Source organism: Micromonospora haikouensis (assembly GCF_000876225.1).
GTDB lineage: Bacteria > Actinomycetota > Actinomycetes > Mycobacteriales > Micromonosporaceae > Micromonospora > Micromonospora haikouensis.
On sequence record NZ_JXSX01000001.1, the window covers coordinates 1,100,759 to 1,120,596 of the forward strand.

14 protein-coding genes and 2 pseudogenes are annotated in these 19,838 nt (G+C 70.7%); 4 read left to right on the forward strand and 12 right to left on the reverse strand.

Annotated elements, in window-relative coordinates; genetic code table 11:
* Positions 1 to 54: 54 nt before the first annotated feature.
* The 11 genes and pseudogenes from TK50_RS34715 to TK50_RS05050 all read right to left on the reverse strand — a co-directional run.
* Positions 55 to 1,272: pseudogene (locus TK50_RS34715) on the reverse strand (methylaspartate mutase); the annotation flags it as partial.
* Positions 1,273 to 1,452: 180 nt separating this feature from the next.
* Positions 1,453 to 1,740: pseudogene (locus TK50_RS34720) on the reverse strand (cobalamin B12-binding domain-containing protein); the annotation flags it as partial.
* 43 nt (positions 1,741 to 1,783) lie between these two features.
* On the reverse strand, positions 1,784 to 3,322 hold the full coding sequence (locus TK50_RS05010; RefSeq protein ID WP_043961677.1) for a PLP-dependent aminotransferase family protein: 1,539 nt from the start codon (positions 3,320 to 3,322) through the stop codon (positions 1,784 to 1,786).
* Entirely contained in the window at positions 3,312 to 4,631 is a 1,320-nt protein-coding gene (locus TK50_RS31995) for a glutamate synthase-related protein (protein WP_052503616.1), read from the reverse strand. Before TK50_RS31995 ends, TK50_RS05010 begins: the two co-directional genes overlap by 11 nt.
* A gap of 158 nt (positions 4,632 to 4,789) precedes the next feature.
* A complete protein-coding gene (locus TK50_RS05020) occupies positions 4,790 to 5,902 on the reverse strand; it encodes a scyllo-inosamine-4-phosphate amidinotransferase (protein WP_043961678.1) in 1,113 nt (370 codons plus the stop codon).
* Positions 5,903 to 5,904: 2 nt separating this feature from the next.
* The gene (locus TK50_RS05025; protein ID WP_043961679.1) at positions 5,905 to 6,900 is read right to left on the reverse strand and encodes a phosphotransferase; all 996 of its coding nucleotides are present in this window, start codon (positions 6,898 to 6,900) and stop codon (positions 5,905 to 5,907) included.
* Positions 6,901 to 6,913: 13 nt separating this feature from the next.
* Positions 6,914 to 7,924, reverse strand: a complete 1,011-nt coding sequence (gene sbnB / locus TK50_RS05030; RefSeq protein WP_043961680.1) for a 2,3-diaminopropionate biosynthesis protein SbnB — start codon at positions 7,922 to 7,924, stop codon at positions 6,914 to 6,916.
* Positions 7,921 to 8,949 (reverse strand): 2,3-diaminopropionate biosynthesis protein SbnA, encoded by a 1,029-nt coding sequence (sbnA, locus tag TK50_RS05035; protein ID WP_063838548.1) that lies wholly within the window; start codon positions 8,947 to 8,949, stop codon positions 7,921 to 7,923. The genes sbnB and sbnA overlap by 4 nt, the downstream gene beginning before the upstream one ends.
* Positions 8,946 to 11,378 (reverse strand): hypothetical protein, encoded by a 2,433-nt coding sequence (locus TK50_RS05040; RefSeq protein ID WP_144420161.1) that lies wholly within the window; start codon positions 11,376 to 11,378, stop codon positions 8,946 to 8,948. Before TK50_RS05040 ends, sbnA begins: the two co-directional genes overlap by 4 nt.
* 3 nt (positions 11,379 to 11,381) lie before the next feature.
* A complete protein-coding gene (locus TK50_RS05045) occupies positions 11,382 to 12,860 on the reverse strand; it encodes a pyridoxal phosphate-dependent aminotransferase (protein ID WP_082106170.1) in 1,479 nt (492 codons plus the stop codon).
* A gap of 67 nt (positions 12,861 to 12,927) precedes the next feature.
* Positions 12,928 to 13,857, reverse strand: a complete 930-nt coding sequence (locus TK50_RS05050; RefSeq protein WP_052503618.1) for a TauD/TfdA family dioxygenase — start codon at positions 13,855 to 13,857, stop codon at positions 12,928 to 12,930.
* A 491-nt stretch (positions 13,858 to 14,348) separates the two neighbouring features.
* Here TK50_RS05050 and gntA point away from each other — a divergent pair, with 491 nt between their 5' ends.
* Both gntA and TK50_RS05060 read left to right on the forward strand, forming a co-directional pair.
* On the forward strand, positions 14,349 to 15,098 hold the full coding sequence (gene gntA, locus TK50_RS32000; RefSeq protein WP_082106171.1) for a guanitoxin biosynthesis heme-dependent pre-guanitoxin N-hydroxylase GntA: 750 nt from the start codon (positions 14,349 to 14,351) through the stop codon (positions 15,096 to 15,098).
* 301 nt (positions 15,099 to 15,399) lie between these two features.
* Complete coding sequence (locus TK50_RS05060) at positions 15,400 to 16,683, forward strand: MFS transporter (RefSeq protein ID WP_082106172.1); 1,284 nt, start codon at positions 15,400 to 15,402, stop codon at positions 16,681 to 16,683.
* Between the two features lie 36 nt (positions 16,684 to 16,719).
* Here TK50_RS05060 and TK50_RS05065 read toward each other — a convergent pair whose 3' ends face one another.
* Positions 16,720 to 18,084 (reverse strand): circularly permuted type 2 ATP-grasp protein, encoded by a 1,365-nt coding sequence (locus TK50_RS05065; RefSeq protein WP_144420162.1) that lies wholly within the window; start codon positions 18,082 to 18,084, stop codon positions 16,720 to 16,722.
* A gap of 215 nt (positions 18,085 to 18,299) precedes the next feature.
* On the opposite strand from TK50_RS05065, the gene TK50_RS32780 reads away from it, so the two are divergent.
* Both TK50_RS32780 and TK50_RS05070 read left to right on the forward strand, forming a co-directional pair.
* Positions 18,300 to 18,566, forward strand: coding sequence for a ferredoxin (locus tag TK50_RS32780; protein WP_082106173.1), 267 nt, complete (start codon positions 18,300 to 18,302; stop codon positions 18,564 to 18,566).
* Positions 18,563 to 19,801 carry a cytochrome P450 gene (locus TK50_RS05070; RefSeq protein WP_043961685.1) on the forward strand — a complete coding sequence of 413 codons (1,239 nt, stop codon included), beginning with the start codon at positions 18,563 to 18,565 and terminating at the stop codon, positions 19,799 to 19,801. Before TK50_RS32780 ends, TK50_RS05070 begins: the two co-directional genes overlap by 4 nt.
* The last annotated feature ends 37 nt before the right edge of the window (positions 19,802 to 19,838 follow it).

The following is a 19,838-nucleotide window of genomic DNA, read 5'->3' on the forward strand; positions in this document are numbered from 1 at the left end:
CGTGGGCGTACGTGGCGACGGCCTGTCCGGCGCGGGACCGGACGTGGCCAGGCCGTCGTAGGTGTCCGCCGTGTGCCGGAGCATGCCAAGCAGCTCGTTCGCGCGCACCTTCCGGCGGGTGCCGCCGCCGATGGCGGGCAGGGGCAGCCGCCCCACCCGCGTCCACCGCAACCTTCCGTCCGCGTCGATCTCCGCCTGGGTCAGGCCCATGTTGTCCGGGTGCAGGCAGAACGGCAGGTCTAGGGTGCCGCTGGCGAAGGCGCGCACGAGCGCTCGGCCCGTGTCGCCCCCGTCGAGCACCGCCGACACCAGGGCCCGCGCCTCGGTCAGCACCATCGAGCCGTCCAACTGCTCGGAGCGAGACGGCCGGGTCGCTGCGGCGGCGGCTGCCGCCAGCTCCAGTGCCGCGACGTTCTCGGCCACCGTGGGGATCCGCCTCGACTCGGCCGCCGTCTTGACGATGAGCCGCTCCGCCCCGCCCCGTACGGCGAGTGCCGCGCTGGCTCTGAGCAGCCGCTCGGCACCGGCGGGCGTGCGTGGATGCACGCCCATGTAGGTGTAGAGGACGACGTGCCACCGCACGTACGACGGCAGGAGCTCCTCGGCGAGTCGGCGCAACGCCGCCAGGGCCTCCAGGTCCTGGCGTGCGTCGGTCTGCTGCGCGTAGCTCAGCGAGACGGTGGGGATGCCGCGCTCGACGAAGAACAGCGCCTCCAGCACGCTGATAGCCACCAGCATCGACGGCGGGCACAGCTGCCCGAGCATGCAGCCGCCGAACGTCTCCAGATGCGCCCGACCCGGTGCGGTCGCGGCCAGTTCCCTGGTGGCCTCGTCCCAGTGCCGCACCGACTCGGCGAGTGGAACCCGGCCGTACGGCAGGCAGTACGAGACCGGTCCCCCCTCGCTGGCGTTCAGGCCGGCGCGCACGGCCGTACGGAAGATCTCCTGGGGAACGGCGGAGCCGTGCCGGACCTGGACGGGGACCGGGCACGGCCCTGCCTGACCGGCGCGGACCACCTCGGCGGTGACGGCGGCGCCGTGCACGACCAGCGGGAACCCGTTGAGCGGCTGCCCGGCCGCCAGCGCCTGCCGTGCCGAGGCATGGTCGCCGACCCTGGTGTAGCTGTCGAGCGTGATCGTGCCGACGGTGCTGGCCCCGGCCTGCGCCACCGCGCGTAGGCCCTCGGCCATCGCGCCCGGGTCCGCCATGCCCATCCTCGGCTGCACGACCAGCAGCCCGGCCGCGCGGGCGCGCGCCACGTGGTCCGCCAGATCGGGGACGGCCCGTACCGCGGTCGCGCAGCCGTCGGCCGGGCGCTGCGCGGGCAGGCCGGCCAGCCATCCAAGCAGCTCCCCGGCCTCGGCGTCGTCCGGGAAAACGGCGTCGAAGCCGGCGTCGAGCAGCGCGGCGTCGTCGTCCATCTCACCGGCGGCGATGCCGAGCTTCCCGCCGATGACGACCGGCACCCGGCGGGTGCCCGGATCGGCGCGCAGCGCCGCGACGAGCCGGGTCCCGTCGAGCCGACCGTGGCCGTTGACGGTGCTGACGACAACCGCGTCGGGGGCGTGGTCGCGGACCGCCCGGACCACCGTCGCGTCGACGACGCAGGGCCCGAGATTGACCACCGTGTGGCCGTGTTCCTCCAGCAGGAGCTGGAGGTACGTCAGGTTCCACGTGTGCGCGTCCGACCGGACGGTCGACAGGACCACTCGGCGGGGGGTGGTGGCGGGTTCGGCCATGGCAGGGACTCCTCGCGATAGCCGTCGGCATCCTCGGGGCGGCTCAGCTGGTGGCCGGCACGGTGGCCTGGCCGGACGCGCCCGCGTAGGTCGGCGTCAACAGGTGTTCGGCCAGGGCCGCCGCCAGAGCGCCTGCGATGTGTTCGATACAGGCGACCGGGTCCTCCCCCACGCTGACGCGCAGGAACGGTCTGGTCAGGCGGGCCCCGCCTGTCGCGGCGATGCCGATGTGGGTCGAGGTGAAACCGAAGCTGGTGCTGTGGTGCAGGGTCACGCCGCTGCGGCGGCAGTCGGTCACGGTCGTCGAGATGACCTCCTGGAGGACGTCCAGCCCCAGCTCACGGGTGAACGCCAGCGGGACGACGCCGCCCAGGTACCGGTAGGCGTGCCGGTAGACGGTGTGGTCGGCGTGGGTGGTGGCGATCGGCGTGCCGAGGACGATCAGCTTGCGTAGCGGCTCGGACATCGCCGCCAGCAGCTCGCGGCAGAAAGTCTCGCTGTTCTGCTTGATCCGCAGCATCCGCTCGTCGTGGGCGTGCGCGGTGTAGCCCAGCATCTCAAAGGACTGCAGGTCGGGCAGGAAGGCCCCGCACCGCTCCCGCTGCACGAAGACCTCGCGGGCGAACTGGCTGTCGACGAGGATGGCGCCCCCGTTGATCCGGTCCAGGCCGTGCTGGCGGTACTTGAGCAGACTCTCGATCTGCACGAGGTGCAACCGCGGGTTGTCGCGCAGCTCCGGGATCGCGAACAGCGCGCCCTCGCCGCCGGCCGACATCGAGGTGTCGAGGACGACGAAGAGATCCTGTTCGAGGGGCAGCCGGCCGAGCGACCGCAGCATCTCCACCACGTCGATGAGGGTCGTCTCGTCCTCGTTGTTGATGGGTTCCACGAAGAACGCCGCCGGACGGGCGGAGCGCACGTACTCGACGACGTCGGCGGCGCGCTCGACCTCCACCCCCTGGACGGTGACCCCCTTGAGCTTCGACAGCTGGTCGCGCGACTCGAAGTACGTGCGCGCCATGTAGCCGATGCGGTCGCCCGCGCGAAGCCGGTCGCGCACCAGCCAGTTCTCGACCGCCGTGAAGGCGCCCATCCCCGAGCTGGTCAGGAAGCAGGCCGGGCCCAGCTGCCCGTACCCGAGCTCGCAGCGGTACTGCTGCTCCAAGCGGGTCAGGATCGGGTGGTGGACCCGCCGGTAGCCGAGCAGGCCGCGGTAGCCGTGGTCGTCGACGTGGAACAGGTGGGGACGGTTGCTGCTCTCGTACGCCGGCGACTGCCAGTCGTGCAGGGTCGCCAGGTTCGCCAGGTCCCGGACGAGGACCCGGAAGACCTCGCACCGGTCCAGGTAGGCCGACCAGTCGGTGCTCTCGTGCGCCGTGCGCCGGAAGGCGTCCACCTCCTCAACCAGGGCGGCGAGACGTCGCTGCGCGGCCGGCACCACCAGGGGATTGGTCCGCATCCCGGTGCGCTCGCACAGCCGCAGGTACTGCCGCCACGTGTCCTGGGCGTAGCCGAGCAGGCGGTGCAGCTCGTCGGCCAGGCCTCGCAGCCGCTGCTCGTAGTACGAGGGCTCAGGCGACACGTTCCACCGCCCGGTCGTGGCGACGACGCAGGCACGACCGGTCGAGGTCGCGCGGTGACCGGTGGCCGAGCAGCCAAGTGAGCAGCCGGACGTCCTGGTCGTACTGCACCGAGTAGCTGCGCAGCCCCTGCGCCGTCCGCGCCACGTCGATGGCCTCGGCTGTCTCCCGGGCCTGGTCGGTCAGCGAGTAGGGCGAGACGCCCTGTCGTACGGCGACGCCATTGGCGGCGGCAGCAGCGTAGAGGAATCCACGGGCGACGAACACCGCGTCGGCGCCGTGCGCGAAGGCGGCGACGGCGTAGGCGGGGGTGTGCAGGGCGCCGGAGGCGCACAACACCACGCGCTCGCGCAGCCCTGTGGCCCGTAGCGCGTCGTCGACCAGGCCGATGCTCTCGTAGACGTCGCCGTACCCCACGTAGTTGGCGGTGCAGGCATGGGCGCTGGACGTGCCGCCGTAGGCGCTGTCGATCGTCATGAAGTCCGGCGGGCAGCCGGTGCGCCGGAACCGTTCGACAAGCGCCACCACCTCCTGGGGCCGGCCGACGCAGAGCTTGATGCCGACGGGCAGACCGGTGGCGACGCGTACGTCGTGGATCCACGCGCAGAGCTTGTCGTACTTCTCCTCGCGGGTCCGGCCCAGCAGCTCATAGTGCTGCGGCGGCGACACGGCCTCCACACCGGCCAGGACGCCCCGCGCCTTCGCGACCAGCGGGGACACCCGGCTGCCGGGCAGGCTGACCACCCCGGGCTTCGCACCCTGGGACAGCTTCAACTCCACCAGCCGCACGTGCTCGTGGGTCCGGACCAACTCGGCCAGCCGGTCCAGGTCGAGCCGCGCGAACATCCGCCCGTGTGCTGGGGCCGGCACCCCCAGGCCGAACTTCGCGGTGCCGATCTGCAACACGAGGTCCGCGCCGGTGCCGAGATGGATGCTCGGGCCGCCCTCGCCCGTGTTGACCAGGCCGAGTCCCCGCTGCCCCTGCGCGACCGCCTCGACGAGCTTGTCGTTGATCCCGCCGAGGCTCATCGCGGACGCGTTGAGCAGGTGCCGCAGGCGGAACCGCCGCACGTCGGCTCCCTGCCCGAAGGTGACCTCGTAGGTGACGTCGTCACCGTCCGGCTCGTCGGGCGGCAGGTTCTCGTGCAGCAGTTGGAAGGGGAACGCGGAATCGGGCTCCGGCCGCGTGTTGCCGAACTGCACAAGAGCGGTCTGCCCGTGCGCCGCCTGCCAGATGTAGTCGATGTCGTGTACGGCGAACGTGTGACCGTTGGCCGGGACGACCTGGCCGGTGTCTTCACGTGTGGGCACGGTGGTCCTTTCTTGTTCCGCGGCTGGAATCTTGTTCCGCGGCTGGAACCCGGCCTGCGGCGCCGTCCGGACGGCGGGAGGTTCCTGGCCTGGCGCCTGCCTTCGGGCGGCCCGCCGGGCCGCACGTCGACCGGTACCGGACGGCGCCGCACGGGGCATCAGGACAGGTAGGTCTGGCACCCACCGTCGCGAAGGACGTCGAGGGTGACGCAGTGGAAGCCACCCCCGAGGACCCTGGCGTGGCGCAGCTTGCGGGGGATGACGGTGATGCCTGCCTTTTCGAGCGCCCGCAGCAGGTCCGGCTGGAACGCGTCGACGATGGCCGTCTCGGGGTTCACCATGAGCAGGTTCATGCTGATCCACCGCTCGCTGAGCGTGTGCGGCAGCGCGGTCGGGTGCACGGTCGGCTCAGGGCACCAGACGATGTCCCAGGAGTCGAACGGGGCGGGCACCTTGTCCGGGTCGATGCGGTCGGGGTTGAGCATGACCAGGCCCGGCCGCAGGATCGCGATCGTGCTGTCGATGTGGGTGTAGCCGTAGACGTCACGCAGCGGGTGGAGGCGCAAATCCGAGCCCAGCATGGGCAGGATCGACGCCAGCCACCGCATTCCCGTCTCGTTGCCGCTGCGCGACACCTGATAAAAGATGTCGCGCCCCAGCCGCAGGACGTTGGCGGCGTCGAAGACGGGCTCGCCCTCAGCCAGCAGCGGGCGTCCCAGCGGGTCGCGCGCGTAGAGCTCGTCGCGCAGCTGCGGGCGTGGGGCGGAGATCCAGGTGGCCCCTTCGTCGCTGTACCGCTGGAACAGCGGACGCAGGTTGAATATCTCGAAGTACCGCGAGCGCATCGGGCTGGGCGCCTCGATGATCGTGGAACCGAGGATCAGGGTAATGTCGCGCGGGCAGTAGGAGATGTAGCCGTCCGCGTCCCAGTAGGGCGTGCTGAAGCTGCGGGAGTGGTCCACGGCCGGCGGCCGGTGCGTGGTCACGCCGAGCTCGCGCAGCGTCTGCTCGAGTTCGGCTAGGTCCTCGTTGGACTCCTCGATGACCTGCTTCGGGAACTCGCCCTGGTGCACGCGCTCGATCTCCGCCGGCGTCAGCGTCGGGTAGCACGCCAGCCAGGCGGAGGGGTCCGTCATCCTCGGCACCCGGGACGTCGTGGCGTCCCCGATGAGGATCTCCCGGAGCTGCGTGAACTCGTCCCAGGAGTTGACCGGTCGACGCACGTCACTGAGCGTGCCGGGGCTGACGGGGGCGGGAAGGGAGGTGGTCATCTTCATTCTCCAGGGATTCGGTGTTCTCGGCGGACGATCCGGCGGGCGGCGGCCGTGGCGGCGCGCCCGAGCGAAAGCAGGTAGGTGTTCTCTCTCCCGTCGTTGCCCTTGAGGATCGCCTCGCGGGCCGCGCCCAGCAGTTCCATGGCCGCCGTCGCGTACACGTAGGCGGGCAGCGCGGCCAGCTCGGCGTCGGTCAGCGGCGGCGAGCCGTACCGTCGCGTCAGGTCCGCGAGGCGTTCGTCGAGGTCCCGGGGGTCGCCGTGCATGAGGTTGACGACGATCATGGACAGCTCGTGGATGCGGGGATAGCGGTTCGCCACGGCGAAGTCGAGGACGGCCACGGTCGTGTCCGAGGTCGGTACGACGTTGGCCTTCGTGAGGTCGCCGTGCACCAGCGCCCGGGGCAGGTTGGCCAGGTCGATCGTGGCGAAGGACTCCAGGGCCTCCGTGACGGTCCGCTGGTCCTCGGGCGGGAGCAGCGGCAGCACCTCGTGCGCCAGGACGGGCATGTTCGGCGTCGCCCACCAGTCGTGCAACGGCGCGAAGTCGCGCTCGATCGAATGGACGAGCCGCACCTGCCGTATCAGGTCGGCGAGCTGGGCCGGGTTCGGGTGCCCGCCGCGGTCGAAGAAGGTGCCACCGTCGAGGTGGTCCATCACGACGAGCAGGTTTCCCGAGGCGCGGTGGTGCAGCAGGTCCGCACCCCCGGCGGGGTGCAGGGCGGGGTGGGACACCCCGGCCGCGATGACGCACCGGAGCAGGTCCACGTAGCGCAGGGTCAGCTCCCGCGGGCGCTCGGTCGTGAATATCTTCACGTGGTAGCGGCCCCGTGTGGTGCTCAGCGTGAGGTTGCAGTCGTCGTAGCCGCTGTCGCAGACAACGTGTCCGCGTACGGTGCCGAGGCCACAGCCCGCCGCTGCCCAGCCAAGGAGTTCGGTCACGAGTTCTGGCCGGTGGATCCGCCGCAGCGGATCGGTCGGGTTCTGGATCGTCATCGATACGTCCCCGTCACCGTTCGTTCCGGACGTCGCCGAGGAAGTCGTCGACGGCGAGGCCGGCCCCCTCGGCCAGCACCCGGTCGAGCACCGTTCCCGCCACGGCCACGTCCAGCACCCCCAGGCCGAACGGGGAGACGACCACCGGCCGGCGATCGTCGAGTTCGGCCTCGCCCAGCAGGAGCTGGCCGATGGTCGCGGAGATGAAGCCCCGCGATCCGGCCTGCTGTTCGGCGAGGTGGGGCGACGTGTCGGCCTGGAGGCAGTGCGCAACGTCGTCCACCACGTTCTGAGCGTCGAGGATGACCTCCGGCGCCAGGTCGCGCAGCGAGATGTTCAGCACGACCTGGCCGGGACGCAGCGTCGTCTCGGGTCCGATGTGCGGGCGCAGCGCGTTCGTCGCCAGGACGACGACGTCCGCGTCGAGGGCCTCCGCCTTTCCGACCCGTCGCGCCGGCGCCGCCACCAGCCGCCTGGCCTGTCCGACCATCGCGTCGGCCGTGGCCGAGTCGGCGTCGTGGCAGTGGATCTCGCCGACCTCGATCGGGGTCTGGAGGAGGTATTCGAGCACTGAACTGGCGATGGGCCCGCAGCCGACGAAGCCGACGCGACGCGGCCGTTCCGTGGCGCCCGCGCCGAGCACGGCCCGCGCCGCCACGGCCGCCGCCGCGCCGGTGCGGGCGGCGCTGATCCGGGCCCCCTCCAGGCAAGCGACGGGTCGCCCCGTCTCGTGGTCGTTCAGCACGATCACGGCGGAGGCGCGTTTCTCGCCGCGGGCCAGGTTCTCGGGGAAGCTGGAGATCCACTTCATGCCGACCCGCTGCGTCGGGACGCGTACGTGCGCGGAGAGCGCGATGATCCGCGCGTGCCGCTCCGGGAAACGCAGGAACGCGCTCGGTCCGAGCGTGGTGGCGCCCGTCTCGTGCGCCACGTACGCGTCGGCGACCGTCTGCAGCACCAGCGGACGCGACCGCGCCAGGACGTCGGCGACGACGGCGCCCGGCACCAGGTGGAAGCTGCTCATCCGGTCACTCCTCGCTGGTGGGGGCGCGGCTTCTGCGCTGCTTCGGGGGAACGCCGGCCCTCCGGCCACGCGCCCGCCAACGTCGGGTAGCGCGCGGCGATCCACTGGTCGTCGTAGATGGTGTCCAGGTACCGGTCGCCCAGGTCCGGGCTGATGGCCACGACCCGGGCCTGCCGGGGAAGGGTTCCCGCGATCCGGCGCAGGGCGGTGAGGACGCTGCCGGTCGAGCCGCCGACGAGGACGCCGTAGCGGAGTGCCAGTTCCCGGCAGACCGCGATGCTCTCGTACTCCGACACGATGCACTTCTCGTAGCTGCCGTCGTCCCGCATGATCTCGGGGCGCCGGCTGGTACCCAGTCCGGGAACGTGCCGGGGCCCCGGCGGGCCGCCGAACGTCACCGAACCCTCGACGTCGACGGCGATGATGCGGGTACGCGGGCTCCGCTCCCGGAAGTACTCGACGCAACCCATCAGCGTGCCGGTCGTTCCCGCCCCCACGGCCAGCACGTCGACCTGGCCGAGCTCCTTGTGCACGCTCTGCGCCGTGTGCTGGCGGTGGGCGTTCGGGTTCGACCGGTTCGCGTACTGGTTGAGCCACACGAGTTCCGGGTCCTGCTCCAGTGCCCGCCGGATGTAGTCGATGCGGCTCTGCAGGAAGCCCAGGTTGGCGTCCTCGGTCCGGATCACCACCAGCCGGGCGCCGAGACTGCGCAGCATCGCCATCGCCGCCGAGGTGGTCCGCACGTCCGTGACGACGGTCAGCGAGAAGCCCTTCGACGCGCAGACGACGGCCATCGCGATGCCGAGGTTGCCCGAGGAGGACTCGATGAGTCGGGATCCGGGCTTCAGCCGGCCCTCCCGCTCCGCCGACTCGACCATCGACAGGGCGGTCTTCAGCTTGATGGAGCCGGCGACGTTGAGCCCCTCCACCTTGAGGTAGAGCTCGACGTCCGGGCGGCCGAGGAAGTCCGGTACCGCGAGGAACACGTCGTCGATGATGATGCGCGCCGCGGACGCGTAGATCATGACTGCCACCCGCCCGGAGCGCCCACGCGAGTGCCGCCAACGGCCCGGTCACGCCACACCTGGAACCTGAGCTCCGAGGTCAGGCGGCCGTCCAGGGTCCGCAACCACAGCTGGTCGGGATCCGGAAGGGCCTCCGAGAGCACGACGTGCCGCGCCCGGGCCACCATCCGGCAGAAGTTGCGGACGGAGACGATCGAGGCAAAATCGAGGTACACCGGCTTTTCCTCGGTGTCGACGATGAAGTAGACCTGGCGGGGCAGGTCCCGGTCGTGGCGCCACCGCATGATCGCCCGCCACTCCCCGACGCTGGGATGGTGCCCCCGGATTCCCGGTACCTCGGCCGAGCTGGCATGCCAGCGGCGGCGTTGCAGCACCACCCCGTCGATGACGATCCGCGGCGTGTGCGCGCCCGCCGTCAGCCTCGGCAGCTCCAGCGCCGGCAGGGCGCAGTTCATCAGGCCGCCGATCTCGACATAGGTGTCCTCGTACTCGGGCAGCAGCCACAGGTCGGTGCCCGCGGCGGGATCGTGCAGGCCGATTAAGCCGTTGGGCCACCGCCGGACCTCGGCCCGGTCGAGCGGGACCGTGACGGCCCCGGGGACCGGCGTGTCGGTGTCCAGGCACAGGACCCGATGCCCGTACGGGGACGAGTCGGTGCCCTTCTGGTCCCGGCTGACCTGCTGGAGTGTCGGCAGGGCCGACGCCAGCTCTCGGGTGACGATCCTGTGCAACTCGTCGTTGCCGAGCTGCTCGTCGGTGTACAGGGCGCGTACCTGGCAGGCCAGGGTCGGCCAGATGTGGTGCAGTTCGCTGAGGATGATCTGCGGCTCGTCGCCGGGCCGGTCCCCGGTCAGCATCAGGTCGACGGCGCCGAAGAGCGGCCAGTCGTCGAGGTCGTCGCGGATCAGCCCGGCCCTGACGAGATCCGCCCGGTCGAGCTCGACGACGGTCTTGCGGGCGTCCAGGAGGTCCACGAGCCGTCGCTCGTAGCGTCGCTCCGCGTCCGCGCCGCCGGTCGGCACCGCCCGTGCCTCCGCCGCGGGCAGGCCCGACAGCCCTCGCCGACGCAGCTCGTCCGCCAACAGCCGCTGCCCTTCGAGGCGGGACTCGACGGCCAGGGACGCCAGCAGGTCCAGCGCGGTCGACATGCACTCGACCAGCCGGGCCGCCCCGTCAGCGGTGATCCGGGCATTCTCGATGTTGCCGACGGCCTCCTCGTAGAAGACCGCGCGGTCCGTCATCAACCCGCCCGCGCCCCGCCAGGGGGAGCAGCGGGTCAGCGCCGAGAACTTCTTGGTGATCTCCGCGAGCATCGCCGGCCGGTCGACCAGGCCGGTCGACGCGAACCGCTCGATCCCGTCCAGCAACTCGCCCGCCTGGCGGGCGCTCTCGCCGTCGAGGCCGCCGACGAGCGCACGCAGTTCGGCGCCCGCGTCGGTGGTGAAGTCGGAGACGTGCCAGTCGTCGAGGATCAGCTTCCGCTCGACCAGCCGGGCCAGGCTCGCCTCGACGACGTCCTCGCCGAGGCCCAGCGCCGCAGCCAGGGCGCTGCGACCGCCCGTGCCGTCGACAGCGGCGAGCACCCGCGCGTCCACGTCGTCGAGGTCGTCCGGGGCGGGGCCGATCACCCGACGGGGGATCGTGTGTGCCGTGCCGTTCTCGGTGAGCACGGCGTTTCCGACGGCGGTGGCGGCCCAGTAGGCCATGAAGGTGCGGCGGTTCGCGGCCCGACCGTCGCCGCGCGGCAGATAGGTCAGCGGGCCCAGGACCGGGTCCTCGTGGACGACGGTCGCCGGAACTGACGATCCATCGGCCGGGCTGCCGATCGTGACCAGGTTCAACGGCCCGACCTGCCCGCCCGTCTCGTTCTTGCCGCAGAACCGTTGCAGGAACCGGTACGCGACGGTCTCCCGGCCCCGGCGGAAGCCGTTGCGGGCGGCAGTGCGGCGCAACTCGTCGTACACGTCCGGGCTGCTCAGCATCACCGTGTCGGTGAAGTACCCCTGCCGGACATGGGCCATGAGGATCTCCAGCTCGCGGCTGGCCGCGGCGTGCAGCTCCTGTTCGACCCGCGCCTCGACGGTCGAAAACGCGTCGAGCGCGTCGGCCCACTGCGCGAGCGCCGGCGCGGCTTCGGCCGGCCGTTGTTCCACCGGCACCGGTCGCAGGGTCATCACCCGCCGCGAGGCCCGGCGCAGTGCGCGGCGTTCGTCCCCGTCGGTCTTCATGATCAGCGCCTTGACTTGGTTGAGCGTCGAAGCCCGGGCGGTGAGTACCGTTTCCTCCGCCACCAGCACCGACCGGGCCAGATCCTCGAGCCGGGCGTCGGCGAGCATGTCCAGCCAGCGGAAGGGCAGTCCGGCGGAGCGAAGGAGGCCGGTGGGGAAGATCCGCCATCCGTTCGGACAATCCGGATAGGACGCCGACATGGTTCACCCTCTTCCATTCGTCGGTGCGGCCGTGGCTGTCGGGTGGCCGACGCCGACGGTGGGTCGACCCAGTGCGGCGCACGCGTCCGCCAGTCGTTCCAGACCGCGCACCCACTGCGCGGGAGGAAGCGCGAAGGACAGCCGGGTGAAGTACCCCCGCTGCCGCCACCACTGCGCGGTGTGCCCGAAGGCGGGTGCGGGCAGTGTCTGTAGTCCGAACCGCCGGAAGAGCGTGTGGGTGGTCTGCAGGTAGTCCCTGCCGTCCAGGGCCGGCAGGTGGATGAAGGTGTTGAAGTCTCCCCGCCAGGTTGGAACCCACCCGGTCAGGTCGCCGAACCGGGTGCGCAGAATCGCCTCGTTTGCCGCTAGGAGCTGCCGCAGGTCCTGTCGCCAGGCGAGCAGGCCAGCCATCGCGCCGCTCGTGTGAGCCTCGTCGATCAGCCGCGAGGTGAGTTCCCGGAGCCCGGGGAAGGTGGCGAAGTGCGGCTCGATCAGATCGACGACCTGCTCGGCGCCATCGCGGGCGGACCCGTACTGGCGTTCGGCCTCGAGCATCGCCAGGCGGTCCAGCAGCAGCGCCGGTGAGGCCAGACCCGGTGACGACGGGGCGATCAGCTCGTTGGCCGCCGCAGCCGCCTGCATCGTCTGCGCGTCGCCGATGAGCCAGGCGATCCGGAATCCGGGCAGCGCCCGGGACTTGGACAGGCTGCCGACGGTCAGCACGCCGTCGGCATACCCCTCCTTCGCCGCGATCGACGGCAGGTGCGGCAGGTGTCCCTCCGGGGCCAGGTCTGACGAGACGACGTCGTGCAGGATCACGACGGAGCGGTCCCTCGCCCAGACGGCCAACTGCCGCAACTCGGCCTCGCTGTACCGTTCGCCTGTGGGGTTGTTGAAGGTGTTGACATAGATCACCGTCGTCTGCGGCGGGGCGCTGGCGGTCAACTCCTCGACGGTGGGCAGCCAACGTTCCGGAAGACACGAGACCACCTGGGAGACCGTGAATCCCGCGTCGCACAGCGCCGCCCCGACCAGGGGGAAGGTCGGCGCGGGCAGGACGGCGTGCGGTCGCTGGAGTCCCGGCCGGACGCGGGCGGCCAGCACCCGGGCGGCGAGGGCTATCCCCGCGCTCGCCCCCGCCGTCACGATGACGTTCTCCGGGCCGATCGTCGTGAGGCCGGCGCTGCGTCGCGTCTCGTACGCCGCGACCGCCGCGCGCCCGAGGACGTGACCGTTCGGCCCGTCGTAGTCGTGCCACAGCAGCGGATCCCGCGCCGCGCCGAGGACGAAGTCCACGAACTCCCAGGCCGGCTGCTGAAAGTTGACGCCGGAGGAGAGGTTGACGAGGGGACGCTCGTCGCCGGAACGCTCGACGTAGTCCGCCTGCTCGGTCAGATCGTAGTTCACCTCGTCGACAGCGAGCATGAACTGCCACGGCGTGAATTTCGGGCAGAGGGCAGCAGCGCCTCGTAAGGACGTCATGGACGGACTCCCCGTATCGCGATGGGTTGCCGTCCGCCACACGCGCGTGGCGGACGGCTTCAACGGGTCAGATGACGCGGGCGCCGTGCTGCCGGAACCGCGGCAGCGACGAGCAGATCATCGTGCGCAGGAGCCACCGGTCACGCCGGTCGTGCCGGGCCCGGAACGGAGTGCGGGCGTGCACCACCCGCCGGTTGTCCAGCAGCAGCAGATCGCCGGGTTCCAGGACGTGCCCGACCACGGCGTCGGAGAGCGCGGTACGCAGTACCACCAGCGCCTCGGCGGCCTCCGGGTCGCCCTCGGCCGCGCGCAGGTAGTGGTCGTCGTAGCAGATCTCCGGGTTGTGCGGAGGCCCAAACAGCACCGGGGTCCGGGAGCTGGTGAGGTGCGGCGAGACGTGCGCCGAGTCGGCGAACATCTCGAAGCGCGGCTCGGCGAGCACCCGGCGCACGTCGGGTGGCAGGCGCACGTCACGCGCGGCGGCGTACCGGGTGACGGCGGTTGGTTCTCCCCGCAGGCACAACAGGGCGAAGTAGTCGCAGCGGTCGGGGGTGAAACCGTCCTCGACATGCCAGTCGAGGCTGCCGCTGCTGCTCTCGCTGGTCTGGGTGTACTCCATGTCGGGCACCGGTACGACGTGTTGCACGACCCGCCCGCCGTAGAGGCTCCGGAAGTTGAACGGCTCCCCGAGCGACATCGTCACGGCCAGCAGGCACAGGGCGACGCGCTGCACCAGCTCCGTGTCGAGCGGCGCGGCGGAGGAGACGGGGTTGGGCCCGAAGTCGAGCGACGGCAGAAGGCCGCGCAGCAGCAGGGCGTCCCCGCCGATGGCACCCGTGCGGTAGGCGTGCAGGTGCCGGTGCAGTCGCGCGGGGAGGGCGGACATCAGCGGCGCGGCTGCCGAAACCAACTGGTCGGCGTCCGCCTTGGACAGATCCGTCCCGAGACAGGCCGCCGTGCCTTTCCACAGCTGCGCGACCTCGTCCTCGGTGAACACGAAATTTTGACATCGTTCGACAAGAGCCGTCACCTTACCCCCGTAATACAAGATCAGCTCGATCAATGGTGCCTGGCGCGGGAACGTGCCCCGCCCGGTCCGTTATACATTCACAGACACCGCTGCTGTCGTGCCTTCTGCAACTTACCGAACACTAAGGCGTAACACAAGGGCTACGTTGCGTAGCGGGAAGTTCCCGCTGATCACCGCTGCTGGGACGCCCTCACCGGTCCGCGACGGTCGACCGTATTCGCCAAGATGGGTTGCGATGTTTGTGATCGTCCAGCATTCTGGTGGACCGGGACGGGGGGCGACCGCGGCCGCACCCGACCCTTGGCTCACCAGAACTGCAGAGCCGCCCGTGACCGACACGCCATCGTGCCGGGCCACGGTGCCGGTCCGCCACCGGCAATTCGGAAGTGCGGTCCGAAGCGTCGCGCCGAACGTTTGTGGTAATCGTTCTATGCTTTTGGCGAGCGGGGGTACTGACCATGGAAAGGGCAGCTCGAGGGGTGCCGCGAGAGCGTCCCCGACGTGACACCGGGCCGGTTCCCGGAGCGCTCAAGGACTTGGTGCGGGGCCAACTACACGCCCTCGTTTCGGCCCAACCGTTTCCCTGCCTCGGCGCGCGTTCCGCCCTCGCCAACGGCAGTTATCTCTTCAACCTCCACGAAGACATGGGCTCCTCGGAGAGCCTGCGTGATCTCGCAGCCGACCTGCGCCACTTCGCTCAGGTGCGGCTGGAACTGGGCGACCTCTACAGCTACGTCGCATCCTTCGTCGAGCCGCGGGTCCCTGGCGACGAGGCGGCCTGGGCAAGCTGCTTCTGGGCCTTGATGCAGCGCCTGCACGAAATCGACGAGGACGCCTGGGACCATCGGTTCTCCCGGGATCCAGAGAGCCCGGACTTCGCCTTCTCGTTCGCCGGTCTTGGTCACCTCGTCGTGACGCTCTACCCGGGGGCGAGCCGGTTCTCGCGGCGGTTCGCCTGGCCCACCCTGGTATTCAACCCGCTGGAGCAGGACAGGGCACAATTCCCCGAGGACGAGGCGTTCCTGCGGTTCCGCGACCAGATCAGGCTACGCGACGCTCGCCTCCAAGGGCAGGTGAACCCCTCGCTGCCCAAGACGCTGGACGACTCACAGGTGCCCGGCTTCGCGGGCGCACCGGTGCCTTCCGACTGGCGCTGCCCCCTGCGACTGCGGCCACCGCCCGAAGCGGGCAAGCCGACGTCGCAGTGAGCGAATGACGTTCGGCGCGGGGCGCCTCGTCGCTGAAACGGGAGTTGCCACCGTGGCCGCGCCGGCGTTGCCGTGACCGTGCCGTTCGAACGGCGATTGCGGACGGGCGCGCGTTCGCAATGCGGCGCGAAATCGGCTGTCGCGGCCGGACCAAACCAGGGTGGAGCCGGGTGGCGCGACGCCTTCGATGGCGGGCTTGCCATCCGGCGTCGACTACGTAAAGGTGGGTTGGCGCCGGGTCGATCTGACCATCGCCGGAGCATGAGGCTACTGGCCACGTGTATACCCGAGGCACGGGGAGGTGGGCGAAATATCAGCGCCTGAGCAGCGGGAAAGGGCTGCCCTGGGACGCGGATACTGGCGGCTGCTGGGGTCGGTCAGCTTCGCCAATCTCGGTGACGGCATCCGTATCACCGCGTTTCCTCTGCTGGCATTGACGCTGACCCGCGATCCCACCGCGATCGCCGGGCTCGCCGCCATGGAGTTCGTCCCGTGGATCCTGTTCGGTCCGGTGGCCGGCGCGGTGGTGGACTTCGTCAATCATCGACGGCTGATGTTGGCAGTGAGCCTCGTGCGCGCGCTGGTGCTGGCATCCGTCGCAATCTCCATCTACGCGGGCACGGCCGAACTCTGGTGGCTGTACGCGGCGGCACTCGTTATCGGCCTCGGCGAATGCCTCTACGACACGGCGTCCCAGGTGGCGGTGCCGCAGGTCGTGTCGTCCGAAAATCTCCCGCGGGCCAACAGCCTCCTCTCGACGGCCTGGATCACCTGCAACGAGTTCGTGGGCCCGTTCCTCGGCGCCCGGCTGTTCGAGGTTGCCCGGACGCTGCCATTCGTGCTTCATTCGGCCGCCCTCTTTCTCTCGTCGGCGCTTCTGGTCGGCAAGTACCCCGGCTATTCTGGGACGCAGCGGTCAGACGACGGGCCCCCGCCGAAGGTCCGCAGGCCGATGGCCGAGCTGCTCGCCGACGGCTTCCGCGTCGTCCGGCGGGATCCGGTGCTGCGGTCCGTGATCCTCGCCGGCGCTGCGGTTGCCGCCGCCGACAGTGCCTGGTACGCGGTACTCGTCATCTACGTCACCGAGGACATCGGCGCCCCAGCGTCGGTCTTCGGTATCCTGCTCGCCGTCAGTTCCATCGGCGGCATCGTCGGCGGGCTGGTGATGGAGCGCGCCGGCAACCGCATCGGTGACGCCAAGGCCCTCGTGGCGGCGACCGCCGGCATCGTCGCGTCGCAGGTCGGCCTCGTCCTCGCGACCAGCGAGTTCGTCGTGGGCGCCCTGCTCGTCCTGAGCAGCATGGCGCTCGCCGTGTGGAACATCGCGGCGGTGACGATCCGGCAGCGGGTGGCGCCGCCCGACACGCTCGGCCGGGTCATGGGCCTCTCGCGTAGCATCACCTCGCTCGCGGCGGCCGTCAGCGCCGTCCTCGGGGGTGTCGTGGCCGCGACGGTCGACGTGCGGGCCGCGTTCCTGTTGGGCATTCCGTTCGTGCTCGGCACGAGCATCTGGGCGGTACGCCGACTCGGCGCCCGGGCGACGCAGGCGATCGAACCCGACGACCACACCGCCGGTCGGGTATGACCGCCGTTCGGAGCGTTCTGGCGGCCCGGGGGTGGCTCAGTCCTCCAGGAACACCCCGCCGTACAGCGCCCCGTTAGCCATTGCGATGAGCCCGGGCTTGCGGCCCGGGACGACCCGGGTCCACGCGCCGGTCGTCCGCCCCTGCGTCACGAAGAAGCTCGGGTGGATCTGGCAGCCGCGGAAGGTCAACTCCTGCCCCTGGAGGAACGGCAGGTCGACGAGGTCACTCGGCACGTACCGCTGCGCCACCCACGCCTGGTTCGACACGGTGGCTGCCGCGACCGCCGCCTGGAACGTCTCGTCATTTACGGCCGGGCCGAGCGTGACCTCGCCGCCGGAACTGCCTATGGAGGGCTTGACTACCCATTCCCGCGCCGCTCCCGGGTGGCGGAGCCGGTCATGGCCGTCGCCGCTTCCGGCGAAGGCCCGCCCGGCCGGCCGGTGCAGCAGATAGGTCTCGGGGACCACCGCGCGCATCAGCCGCGCGTCGTCGGCGGGGAGCACGCCCCGCTCGGCTGCGGCGCGGAGGATCGCCAGCATGCCCTTGCCTCCGAGGAACTCCTCGCGGAAACCCGTGACGATAGCCACGTTGCCCGCGCGCGCGGCCTCGAAGACCGGCACCGCCGCCGCCGGCTCCTCCAGCATGTCCTCGATGATGAACTGGCGATGGACGAGGTCGACGTGCGTGTCGTCGGCGTAGAGGTGGCCGTCGCGCAGCGACAACCGCCTCTGGTGGCGGATGACCACTCGGAATCCCCTGGCCGCGTAGTGCCTGGCGAGCGTGCGGTGGGCGAGATGGAAGAGCGGTTCGTACGTCGGACTGTCGACGATGGCCAGCACCGGCCGGGACGACGCGGTGCCCAGGCGCGCGCAGGCCGCCAGGGCGGCATCGGCCAGCGCCGCGATGGGCGAGCCGGCGGAGAGGCCGTGCTCCCGGAGGAACGGACCGATCGCCGGATCGGCCTCGGCGAGTTCGTTGTAGTCCAGGACGTCCAGGCCGCCGACCGCGCCGCCGATGTTCACCTCGACGACCTTCCAGCCCTCGGCCGACCAGAGAAAGTCGCAGCGTGCCACGGTGACGTTCGTCGACAGCGCGTCGCGGAGGAAGGGCCGCAGCTCCGCGCCGATCCGCAGCGCGTCCAGCAGGTCGGGCTCGTGCGGTACGTAGCGGCCCAGCTCCGTGGTGAGCAGCGCGACCAGGCGCTCGCTGGCGTGCCGCAGGTATGCCGACTGTTCACGGTCGAGCAGCAGCGGGGCGGCCATCGGCGGCAACCGCACGTCGTCGCGGGTGCTTAGCACCTTCCGCGCCTCCATCTCCCGGCGCAGCCGCGACAGCCGCGTCGCCGAGCCCGGCCGCCGGAGTCGCTCATTGAAAGCCGACTGCACCCGAAATTTCGTCACCGCGAGCCTGCCTTCCTGGAACTGCCCCGCTGGCCGGCATCCCATCGATCGGGGTCATGTTACTTGATAATGAGGGCCGACCGGGGGGCCGAACCCGTTTCGTCGGCCTGGTTCGCGAAGGCCGGGCGGCGCGAGGCTCTTGGCTGTCGAGGCACGTGTGCATAGACTCGCGTCGAGGTACCGTAGCGTCGTTTGACACGGGGGCGTGAGCAGCGATGAGCGACCGGAGTGATCCGCATCCTTTCGGGGGCGATGGCCAGGCGCCGGCACGACTGTCGGTGGATGCGCAGATCTGCATCGGCAGCGGCGAATGCGTATTGGCGGAACCCGACGTCTTCGCCTTCGAAGCGGACCAGACGGCACGTGTCCTTCCCGGCCCAGCCCTGCACCGGATGCCCGCAGCGCGGGCAAGGGAGTTGGCGATGAACTGTCCTAGTTCCGCCATCTCCGTCGGCCGTGCGCCGGATGGAGAAGTCGAGTGAACGCCGCGCAGCCGAGCCTAGTGCTGAGCACCTACCGCGACGTCCAGGAAGCGTTGTCTAACGGCGCGCTGACCCGCAGCATCGACGCCGAACGGTTCGAACGCGGCAACATCCTCGAAGGCGTCGTCATGATGCTGAACGGCTCCCAGCACCGCGACCGGCGTCGAATCGAGAACACCCTCTTCCGCCGCGAGGTGCTGACCGAATACGAACAGAAACTGTTTCCCGTGGTCATCGAAGAAACACTCGCCCCGATCGTCCGGCAGGGCAAGGCGGACCTCGTCGAAACGGGCGCGCTGCTCGCTGTCGTGTTGTCGGCGCGGATGGTCGGCATCGACTTCGACGTCGACTCGCTGGACCAGCGCCGCCGGCTCATCCGGTACGCCGCGGCATTCACCCGGGCGGTCGCGATCGACGTGGCCGTCGTGCCAGAAGCCGAATTGCGCAGCGCCTCCGACGCCGCGCTCGCCGGGTTCACCAGCACCTTCCTGCGCCCCTCCTGGGATCGGCGGGCGGCGCTGATCGCCGCCGTCAAGGCCGGCGAGAGGGTGGAGAGCTACCTTCCGCGCGATCTCCTCACCACGCTGCTGCGGCACCGCGAGGCACATGGGCTCGACGACGGCCAGGTGATCCGGGAAACGGCGTTCTATCTGGAGGCGAGCGCCGACACCAGCGCCCAGGCGCTCACCAACTCCATTGACCTCGTCTTCGACCACGCCCGACGCGACCCGTCCGCGCTGTCCCGGCTAACGCAGGACACGTTCCTGGTACAGCGCTTCGTGCACGAGGCGGTACGGCTGCGCCCCACGGTTCCCCGGATCCGCCGGCGTACCCTCACCGACACCGTGCTGAACGGCACCGTCGTACCCGCCGACACCCTCGTGGAACTCGACACGACGGCGGCCAACCGCGACGTGGACGTCTTCGGGCCCAGCGCCGACGAGTTCGACCCCTGGCGTGAGGTCCCCGCCACGGTGCCGCGCTACGCGCACGCCTTCGGCGGCGGCGTGCACTCCTGCATCGGCCGCAACCTCGCCGTCGGCCTCTCGCTGCGCGGCGACCAGCCGCCGCCCGACAACCACCTCTTCGGCATCGTGCCCCTCATGGTCCAGGCACTGCTGCGCGCCGGGATGCGACCGGATCCCACGGCCGAAGCGGTGCCCGACACCTTCTCGACCCGGTGGACCCGCTGGGCGGACTATCCGGTGGTGTTCGAGGCGGCAGTCACCGCCTGACCGGGGGCGCCGTCGGGACCGGCGGTCGGGGTCGGCC

What these genes read in the sequence shown, in the direction of transcription:
- TK50_RS05020 (WP_043961678.1), bottom strand. Translation starts at nt 5,902, where the DNA reads ATGACCACCTCCCTTCCCGCCCCCGTCAGCCCCGGCACGCTCAGTGAC.
- TK50_RS05025 (WP_043961679.1), bottom strand. Translation starts at nt 6,900, where the DNA reads ATGACGATCCAGAACCCGACCGATCCGCTGCGGCGGATCCACCGGCCA.
- sbnB (WP_043961680.1), bottom strand. Translation starts at nt 7,924, where the DNA reads ATGAGCAGCTTCCACCTGGTGCCGGGCGCCGTCGTCGCCGACGTCCTG.
- sbnA (WP_063838548.1), bottom strand. Translation starts at nt 8,949, where the DNA reads ATGATCTACGCGTCCGCGGCGCGCATCATCATCGACGACGTGTTCCTC.
- TK50_RS05040 (WP_144420161.1), bottom strand. Translation starts at nt 11,378, where the DNA reads ATGTCGGCGTCCTATCCGGATTGTCCGAACGGATGGCGGATCTTCCCC.
- TK50_RS05045 (WP_082106170.1), bottom strand. Translation starts at nt 12,860, where the DNA reads ATGACGTCCTTACGAGGCGCTGCTGCCCTCTGCCCGAAATTCACGCCG.
- gntA (WP_082106171.1), top strand. Translation starts at nt 14,349, where the DNA reads ATGGAAAGGGCAGCTCGAGGGGTGCCGCGAGAGCGTCCCCGACGTGAC.
- TK50_RS32780 (WP_082106173.1), top strand. Translation starts at nt 18,300, where the DNA reads ATGAGCGACCGGAGTGATCCGCATCCTTTCGGGGGCGATGGCCAGGCG.